Consider the following 8,788-nt stretch of genomic DNA (forward strand, 5'->3'; position numbering starts at 1 on the left):
GAAAGGGTGGTCGGCGCTTTGCGCCGACCACCCTTTCCTTTTTTAGCACTACTCCAAAAAATGAAGAAATCAAGGCAGAGGATAAGTTTTGTACAGTAGTCAAGCAACTCACGCATCAGCTCAATCGCGATAATGCAATCGTAAGGGAGCAGCACCAAAATCGCATCAAAAATTCGGAGTTTCAAAGACTATGCCAAAATTTATTTTAAGATTTCTCCTCGGTGCACTTCCGATCGCGATCGTATTGATGGCATCGGAGACCGCAGCCCAAACGCAACCCATGGGTGAGTATCTTGACAGTAGTACTCCTCAGGTAATCGAAAAAATTTCTGGCAATATTATTACCTTCAAAAATACTGCTGGGGAGTCTCATGCTTATTATGTTCCCAGTTGGATGATTGAGAAATACAATCTCAATGTCGGCACTTCGGCAAGTCTATACAACCGCAATATTATTCAGGGCATCTATCGCGATCGCTATATCGATGTAGTTAGACAGGGATTGCCCCAAAACATGGCGGCGTTTAGACTTCACGATACAGAAATGAACTGTACAATTCCGCAAAGCCCCGCTAGTGAAGGTTTAATGTGTGGTAAACCTGTTTGGTATAAAACCGAAAGTTGCCCGTCGGCAATTCCGATTGTCGGTTCGATGTCACTTTATATACCCAGATCCCTTGCCTTGTCAGAAACAAAATAAAAAGCAAATATGGGTGGCGGCACTAAGTGCCGCCACCCATATTTGCTTTTTTGAATTGGGCACTATCCTAAATACGAATCGTAGAGGACTTCACCGCGTAGCGATCGCTTGTTTTACCAATCGCAAATTTAAAGGAATCGGATAACGTCTTGTTAGATTGGGTGCTAAAAATAGCCATGCCCATGAGACAAAGTCCTGTGGCGATCGCAAAGATATTAGCAAGCCCCACAAATGCAATCAGCTTACCCATAATCGGTCCTGCCAAAGCGATCCCCAGATCGAAGCCGATCCATGTCATCCCAAATACATATCCCCGTTCCTGCGGAACCGTGCGATCGGCAAGTAAAGACACGATCGCAGGAATAACAATTCCCGAACCAATTCCCTCGGCAATTCCAGATAGAAGAAACTCGTAGTCATGGTTCGCAAAATAGATGATCCCCATAGAGGCAGCATAAAAGAAGATCCCGATAGAGATAAAAATACCCCGTCCCCATTCGTCACTTAACCTTCCCACGGGAAACCTAATGATAAATCCTGAAAGTGCTGCCGCCATATAAAACAAGCCAGCATTCAAAGGAACATGTTTTTGTTGCATCAAAAGAGGCATAAAAGCACTGAGGGTTCCAAAAGCAAATCCTACGAGTAAGAGGATGGTCGAAGGGACTCTGACGCGAGGATTAAGGAATGTCTCCCAAAATTTTGGTTTCGCCGTATTTGCCGATCCCACTTGACGATTACCGATATCTCCTTCTGTCTCAATTTGAGTTGTTAAGAGCAGCCCTGCGATCGCTAGGAGTGATGCCGATATAAATAGAAGTTGATATCCCCATGCTTCATACATCAAACCACCAATTGCAGGACCAAATGCCAAACCTAAGGGGTTGACCAAGCTCATATAACCAATAATTTCTCCGCGCTTCTCAATCGGTGCAAGATCGGAAACTAAAGCGCTATAGCTAGCGGCAAAGGCGGCAATACTAATACCATGTACAGCCCGAAAGAACATTAACAAAGGAATTGATGGTAATGCGGCATAGCATAGGGGCACTATAGCCGCAACAATCAATCCAATTCTCATCGTATAGCGTCTGCCCTTGCGATCGGAGAGTCTGCCAAGATAAGAACGACAGACAAGCAAACCGATCGCAAAGGAACCCATGACGATCCCAATTTGATCGAAGGACTGCGTTAAGGTGCGGACGTAGAGAGGTAAAGTTGGCAACTGGGAAGCCATACTCGACCAAAAGAACAGCCCTGCCAAAAAAATCGCAGTCAGATTTTTGCGAAGGTTATTATCAAGGCTCGAAAAGGTTGTTAAGGACTGCATGATCTCAGATATGACCACTAAAATATTTAGCCCAAGTCATTCAAGAAAATTTCGCTTAACGAAACTTCCTTCAAATAACTTGGGCTGCGATTACTTATTTACGATTATCTCTTAAGTACTAGCTCGGCGATATCTTGCGATCGGGTGAATTATACCAAAGCTGAAAATAGCCTAGCCATTTTCAGCTTTGAAAACCCTTACTGGGTTTGGTTTTTAATTCACAAAAGTGTTGTCACACTTTCGTAAATTGGTATAACTAGCTGGGCGCAATATCTAACTTAGTATTTAACAGGAGCTGAGGAACGATCGCGATCGCGAGAAGGACGACGAGAATCATATCCGCCATCACGACCACCGCCATCACGACCACCGCTAGAACGACCACCGCCATCGGAACGACCACCACTTTGACCGCGTTTGATGGGTCTACCACTGTAGGAACCGCCATCACGATCACCACCACGGTCACGACCTGAAGGAGTATGGGGTTGTTTTGCCAAAACCTGTAATGCAGCTTGTTCAGCTTTTTCGGATTGCAACTGGGTATAGGCTAATTGCAGAGCGGCAGCAGCGATCGCTTGAGGATCGTAATCTTCTACCAGCTGCGACACGAGAGGCAAGAAGGAAGCCAATCTCTCACCTGTTAAGGCTTGTAGAATTTGCTCAGTAAACCTACCAATGCGACGCTCTTGAATCTGAGCAACACTAGGCAAGGGCAAAGGAGGCAAGGGCATACCGACCTGCTGTTCCAATTGACGAAGCTTGTAGCGTTCTTTACCAGAAATCAGCGTAATCGCCACACCCTTTTTACCAGCACGACCAGTGCGTCCAATACGGTGAACATAGCGCTCGGGATCATCTGGAATATCGAGGTTAAATACATGGGTTAAACCATCAATATCCAAACCACGCGCCGCAATATCGGTAGCAACTACCCAACGCACCTGTTGATTGCGAAAACGACGCAATAGATTTTCACGTTGAGACTGAGAAAGGTTGCCGTGATATTCATCGACACTATGTCCAGAAGATTGCAGAATCTCAGTTAATCTGCTTGCCGAGTCCTTGGTACGGACAAAGATAATCGCCGAAGTAGGAGCTTCATACTCCAAAACGGGCAATAGGGCTTCCTCTTTGGTCAGATGATAGGGAACCAGATAAATCTGTTGGTCGATGCGGGTAGGTGTGGAATCTTGAGTCTCAACCTTGACGGTTACAGGAGACTTCAAGAAATTCTTAACTAAACGCTTGACCGCAGGAGGCATAGTTGCCGAGAAGAAGGTGCTTTGTTTAGTAGAAGGAGTTGTTACCAAAATCCTCTCTACATCTTGGATGAATCCCATGTTAAGCATTTCATCGGCTTCGTCTAAAACGAACCATGCTAGATTCTCCAGCTTTAGCTTACCGCGTTCCATCAAATCGATGACACGACCTGGAGTACCGACGACAACATGAACGCCACGCTCCAATTGGATCATTTGGCGATCGATCGCCGATCCGCCATATACGGTGAGAATTTTCGCACCAGGCTTTGTATTAAAACTGCGTAGAGCTTGACCGACTTGAATCGCCAATTCACGCGTTGGAGTCAAAATTAGCGCTTGAAGAGAATCGCTGTTGAGATCCAAACGCTCTAAAATTGGTAAAGCGAAGGCAGCAGTTTTACCAGTGCCAGTTTGGGCTTGACCGAGTACATCTGCACCAGCGAGCAATTGTGGAATTGCTTGTTCTTGAATAGCTGTAGGCTCTGTAAAGCCAATGGATTCGAGCTTAGCAACTCGAGCTTCTGAAATACCGAGAGAAAGAAAAGATGAGGGCATGGATGATCCTAAGATTTGCAGCAAATTTGTTCTAAGAACAGTTCGCCTATTCTGCCAATCGCACGGGATAAACAATCACTAACAAAGCCGAAGGACATCTCTGCCCTAAATTTTAAGCGGTTTAAAAAGAGCTTTTCTATGAAAACCTCAGCTTCCAAAGATTAGATTGCTTTGGATAGTCATGCAATGGGAGAAATCAGCAAAATGAAGTTAATTATTTCTAGTATAAACCTATGTTAAAGATTGTAAACAATCTTTTCGAGATTTATATCTATGGAGTGGGTTGATGAGCGTTGATGGTATTGAAATTGGTATCGAACTGGGATCGACTTGATATCGACTTGAATGTTGACTGAGTTTGGATTCGGCTATGAGATCAATCCTCAGACAAAAGATTTTTTCTAGATCGATCTAGTTCTGCCCACAGATCCTTAATTTGTTTGTAAGCTTCCATCGGTGGAATTTTACCACCTGTTTCTAAAGCACATATAAGTGAAATACGATTAGCAAACTCTTGTAAATTAGCATTAAAAGCCAAATTTTCAGGAGTAAATTCGCCCCTGTAACCAAATATAGGATTCAAGAATCTATCTTTGTCCGTATCAGACATGAGCTTAGGGTGAGTTTAATTGAACAGGACAGGCTGAGAAGATCTCAAGATCGCAGACGATAGCTGTAGGGAAAAGCGATTATTCTACAACCTGCCCGAACAAGGAGATCACGAACAAATTGTTAAAAATCAACGAAAGATTAATAAAATGTTGTGAAACCGCAATCCAAATTTGATCGATCTCGAACCATTATCGGATCAATTGTAGCAAGTTTGAAGAAGATTCTTGGTAATTCGTAATACAAAGCGTAATACATTTTCCCTTGATTTTTCAGAACTTTTGACCGCTAATGATTGTAAAGCACCTATATCGCAAAGCACTTGTATGGCAAAGTACTTGTGTTGAGGCTTATTTATTCACAGTAACTTTTTTAAGAGCTACCGCTAGCTTGGATTTGCGACGCGCACCTGTGTTGTTGTGTAATACTCCACATTTGACTGCGCGATCGATCTTGCTATAGGCCAAGGACTGTTTAGCATTAACTGCTTCTAGCGCCTCAGGAGTAGGGTTAGCCTTATAGGCTTCAACTGCTTCTAAATAGCTCTTCATTAAAGTCTTGACGGCTGACTTATATGATTTATTATGCAGACGGTTACGCTCAGCGATCTGAATGCGCTTCTTTGCGGACTTGATGTTTGCCACAGTTTATTCCTTTAGCGAAATGACATGGTTTAAAGCATTTATCATCGTAACATTTTGATCGAATTTTGCAACTGTTTTGGCAATTTACTTTTTAATTTGTTTTAATTTGCTTTGGGATTGCTTGTTCGATTCGGTTATTCTTGGTTGTCCTTTCGGTTGTCTATGTTGAATCTCATCCTCAAACGCCCATGACCTACTTGAATTTTGTTTCTTTCTTTGGCATTTTTGGCTTGTGCTTTGTGGCTTGGATCTTTTCTGAAGATCGCCGAGTCATTCCTTGGCGGGTCATTCTTTGGGGAATTGGCTTGCAGTTGGTGCTGGGCTATTTTGTGTTTCAGCAACCTCAGACGAGAGAGGGCTTACAAAAATTTAGCGATCTGCTGAATGCTTTGTTTGATTCGGCTGATGCAGGGGCAAGATTTGTGTTTGGGCGCTTGTTGGTACCTCCAACTGGTCAAGAACCCTATGCCCTGTTGCCGATCAAGCCTGATGGTACTTGCCCTCCTGGACAGGTTTTGCTAGATGATCTTACAACTGCTGCAAACGCAGCGGCAAAGTACTGCACGACGAATCGTTTAGCCTATGTATTTGCCTTTCGGGCTTTGCCTGCGGTAATTTTCTTTTCGGGATTTATGGCTTTACTCGAAAACCTTGGTGTTATCCAGATCGTAGTTAATGTATTTGCTAAGTTGTTTTTCTGGACGATGCGCCTGAGTGGGGCAGAGGCTTTGAGCGGTGCGGCAAATATCTTTGTGGGTATTGAGGCGGCGATCGTGGTTAAGCCCTATTTGCCGAGGATGACTCGTAGCGAACTATGTGCGATTTTGGCCTGCTGTTTTGGGACGGCAGCCTCTTCGACCTTGGCAATCTATACAAGTTTTTTAAAGCCAGTTTTCCCTAATATTCTTGGGCATTTAGTTTCAGCTTCGATTATTGCGATCCCCGCCTGCTTTGTACTTTCCAAAATCCTTGTCCCTGAGACATCAGTCCCTGTCACCATGGGCGGCATTCCCAAGGAAGACAAGTCGGCAAAGCCTGATGATGGCGAATTGGAGAATGCAGGTGGCGAGACAATGAAGCGGATGAGTCCAATGGATGCCACGATTATTGGAGCCTTGGATGGGTTAAAAATGGCTGCTTCGATCGCGGCAATTTTGATTTTAATCGTGGGTCTAGTCGATTTGATCAATCAAATTTTTGCTCAGCTTGCGAATTTCAGCGACATTTTCAAGGTGGTTAATTTACCGAATATCCAAGGAGCTTTATTTTATCCGTTAACTTTGCTAACAGGGGTTTCTTTGGATGATTCTTGGACGGCTTCGGTAATTATTGGTAGACGGTTGTTTGAGACGGCAATTCCTCCCTATCAGGCTTTGGCTCAAGCTTCTAAGGATGGGTTAATTAGCGATCGCACTGTGATCATTGTGAGCTACGCCTTATCTGGTTTTGCCCATTTAGCATCTGTAGGGATTTTCGTGGGTGGCACGATCTCCCTAATTCCTTCCCGTCGTCGAGACATTTCCGATTTAGGCTGGAAGGCTTTATTTGTGGGTACATTGGCAACCTTGATGATTGCTTGTATTGCAGGTGTATTCGACGATGGGACTCCTAGTATTTTAGGTGAAAAGAAAAGAGTAGAGGCTCAACCAGATAAGCCAGCAGCTACGACTACACCCAATGCTTCACCAAATATTTCCCCCAATCCATTACCTACTGTTTCGCCAACAAATACACCTATAAGAACTATGCCTATGCCTAAATCATCGCCCTCTCTACCAACATCACGCTAACAGATCGCTAATACCAATTCCCAAAATGGCGTTGCCATTTTGGGAATCTCAAAACTTTACTGGGTTTGGTGTTTAATTCACAAAAATGTTGTCACACTTTCGTGAATTGGTATAAATCGCACTATAACGTCAGTTCGGGTTAAGCTGGCAAATTTTAAAATCCCAAAAGTAAAAGCCTTGCGTAGCAGGGCTTTTACTTTTGGGAATTATCTCGAACTCACGTTAGTTTACTGATGTCGATATTGCTGCAATTCAGACTTTAGTTGCGCGATTTCAGCACGAAGATTGTCAATAGTTTCCTGCAACTCGTCAGGGGCGATATCGCCATCATCCTTCGTGACGGCTCCCTTTTGCCGATCTGCTTTCTCTAAAATTGCTTCAACGAAAGTACGCAGATTTTCGCGTTGTTCGGCATCAAATTTGCCAAAGGCACTGAGAGCATCAGTCACAGTGTCCTCGATGCGATCGATCACAGCCTCAGCAGTGGCTCTACCAATAAAGAAAGCGTCTAATGGTGATTTGCTCATGATTTTTAATTATTAGATTTAATTATTGGATTTAGGAATTAACTGGAGTTACCACTTAGGGGATAGCGTTTAGTCTGTTCTTTTTAGCCTGTTCTTTTTAGCCTGTTCTAAATATAGCAACAAAATTCAAGGGGCTAGGCAGCGCTTCATACATAGTCTATCTAGAGTCTATCTAGATAGACTTCTAGAACGGAGCTTTAATTTTGGGCTCTTTATAATCTAGCTCCTTCAGCTTTTTAAGAATGCGGCTGAAGTATTCCTGCATATAGGATTCCAATGTGGTCATATCTTCTTCTTGAAGATCAAAAGTTTTGTAAGTTTCCGCCATATCTGCGTCAAGGGGAATACCACTGGCAAGGACTTCGGCATAGGTCATGCGCTCTGCAAAACTCCAACCCCATTCAAAACCTAGAGCAACTTTGCGGGCAAAGCGGAGTAAGCCAAGGGGCATATTGGCGGTGCGGCGGGTTCGTCCTGACATTCTTTCGCAGAGTTTGATAATTTCGCTTGGTTGCCACGCTTTGGGACCTGCGATCGCAAAGGACTTGCGCTCAGTTTCCTTAACCGTGAGCGCACGAACTGCAAACTTGGCGATATCTTGGGTATTCATGTAAGCGATCGGGGATGATTCACCGCCAATCCAGATCGTTTGATTTTCGAGGATGGGGATCGCATATTCCCCAATCAAGTTTTGGTAAAACCCACAGGGTTTAAGAATGGTGTAGTTGAGGTCGGTGGAGGCAAGAAATTTTTCGGTGCAATATTTAATGTCCATCAGCGGAACATTGGGATATTTCTCAGCATTAAGAATGGAGAAAAAGACAAAGCGCTGAATCTTAGCGCGTTCGGCGGCTTGAATCAGGGCAACCTTTCCCAGCCAATCGACATCTTTAATTCTCAAGGAGCCAGTGGCGCGGGTAGTGGCTGCATCAATAATCTCAGTGACCCCTTCTAATGCGTCATCTATGCTTTCGGGATTAGTAAGATTCCCGACCACTAAATCGGCACCCCATTCTCTAAGAAATCCTGCTTTTTTAGGATAGCGGACAAGACATTTGACTTTTAGCCCCCGATCTATTGCGTGACGGGTGATTTGACGACCTAGTGTACCTGTCGCGCCAACGATCAGTAAGCTCATAAAATTTTTTATTAAATTGACTTTGTAAACATATATAAATCTATCAGATATTTGGTGACATCTTTTGGTAAGCGATGGTGGCGATCGCGATATCTATCTATGGATAGTGAAAAAGCTCTAAAGACGCTGATGACTCCTTGATCTGCTTTTTCAATCTAAATTTATAAATATTTAGGTGCAATTAAATATAAAACCCTAAAACCTGCGGCGCAAGCTGCGCTTGCGCCGCA

Annotated in this window: 9 protein-coding genes; 2 read left to right on the plus strand and 7 right to left on the minus strand. The window is 43.8% G+C overall.

Translation table 11 applies throughout. From position 1 onward, the window contains the following. Nucleotides 1-185: hypothetical protein (locus tag PSE7429_RS27340; RefSeq protein ID WP_233424395.1), on the minus strand; the 185-nt coding region annotated here is incomplete at its 3' end. A gap of 5 nt (nucleotides 186-190) precedes the next feature. Between PSE7429_RS27340 and PSE7429_RS19515 the strand changes: the two genes are divergently transcribed. Beyond that, nucleotides 191-700 carry a hypothetical protein gene (locus tag PSE7429_RS19515; protein ID WP_009629064.1) on the plus strand — a complete coding sequence of 170 codons (510 nt, stop codon included), beginning with the start codon at nucleotides 191-193 and terminating at the stop codon, nucleotides 698-700. 67 nt (nucleotides 701-767) lie between these two features. Here the strand turns inward: PSE7429_RS19515 and PSE7429_RS19520 are convergent, their stop codons facing one another. The 4 genes from PSE7429_RS19520 to rpsT all read right to left on the minus strand — a co-directional run bounded on the left by PSE7429_RS19520 (nucleotide 768) and on the right by rpsT (nucleotide 5,103). Then, a complete protein-coding gene (locus PSE7429_RS19520) occupies nucleotides 768-2,030 on the minus strand; it encodes an MFS transporter (protein WP_009629065.1) in 1,263 nt (420 codons plus the stop codon). Nucleotides 2,031-2,308: 278 nt separating this feature from the next. Beyond that, nucleotides 2,309-3,850, minus strand: a complete 1,542-nt coding sequence (locus PSE7429_RS19525) for a DEAD/DEAH box helicase (protein ID WP_009629066.1) — start codon at nucleotides 3,848-3,850, stop codon at nucleotides 2,309-2,311. A gap of 376 nt (nucleotides 3,851-4,226) precedes the next feature. Continuing rightward, nucleotides 4,227-4,460, minus strand: coding sequence for a DUF7219 family protein (locus PSE7429_RS19530; RefSeq protein WP_009629067.1), 234 nt, complete (start codon nucleotides 4,458-4,460; stop codon nucleotides 4,227-4,229). 349 nt (nucleotides 4,461-4,809) lie between these two features. Beyond that, nucleotides 4,810-5,103, minus strand: coding sequence for a 30S ribosomal protein S20 (gene rpsT / locus PSE7429_RS19535; protein ID WP_009629068.1), 294 nt, complete (start codon nucleotides 5,101-5,103; stop codon nucleotides 4,810-4,812). Between the two features lie 188 nt (nucleotides 5,104-5,291). On the opposite strand from rpsT, the gene PSE7429_RS19540 reads away from it, so the two are divergent. Then, nucleotides 5,292-6,893, plus strand: a complete 1,602-nt coding sequence (locus tag PSE7429_RS19540; protein ID WP_009629069.1) for a NupC/NupG family nucleoside CNT transporter — start codon at nucleotides 5,292-5,294, stop codon at nucleotides 6,891-6,893. A gap of 227 nt (nucleotides 6,894-7,120) precedes the next feature. Here the strand turns inward: PSE7429_RS19540 and PSE7429_RS19545 are convergent, their stop codons facing one another. After that, nucleotides 7,121-7,420, minus strand: coding sequence for a DUF6825 family protein (locus PSE7429_RS19545; RefSeq protein WP_009629070.1), 300 nt, complete (start codon nucleotides 7,418-7,420; stop codon nucleotides 7,121-7,123). A 184-nt stretch (nucleotides 7,421-7,604) separates the two neighbouring features. After that, a complete protein-coding gene (locus PSE7429_RS19550) occupies nucleotides 7,605-8,558 on the minus strand; it encodes an NmrA family NAD(P)-binding protein (protein WP_009629071.1) in 954 nt (317 codons plus the stop codon). Between the last annotated feature and the right edge of the window lie 230 nt (nucleotides 8,559-8,788).

The organism is Pseudanabaena biceps PCC 7429 (assembly GCF_000332215.1).
Taxonomy (GTDB): domain Bacteria; phylum Cyanobacteriota; class Cyanobacteriia; order Pseudanabaenales; family Pseudanabaenaceae; genus Pseudanabaena; species Pseudanabaena biceps.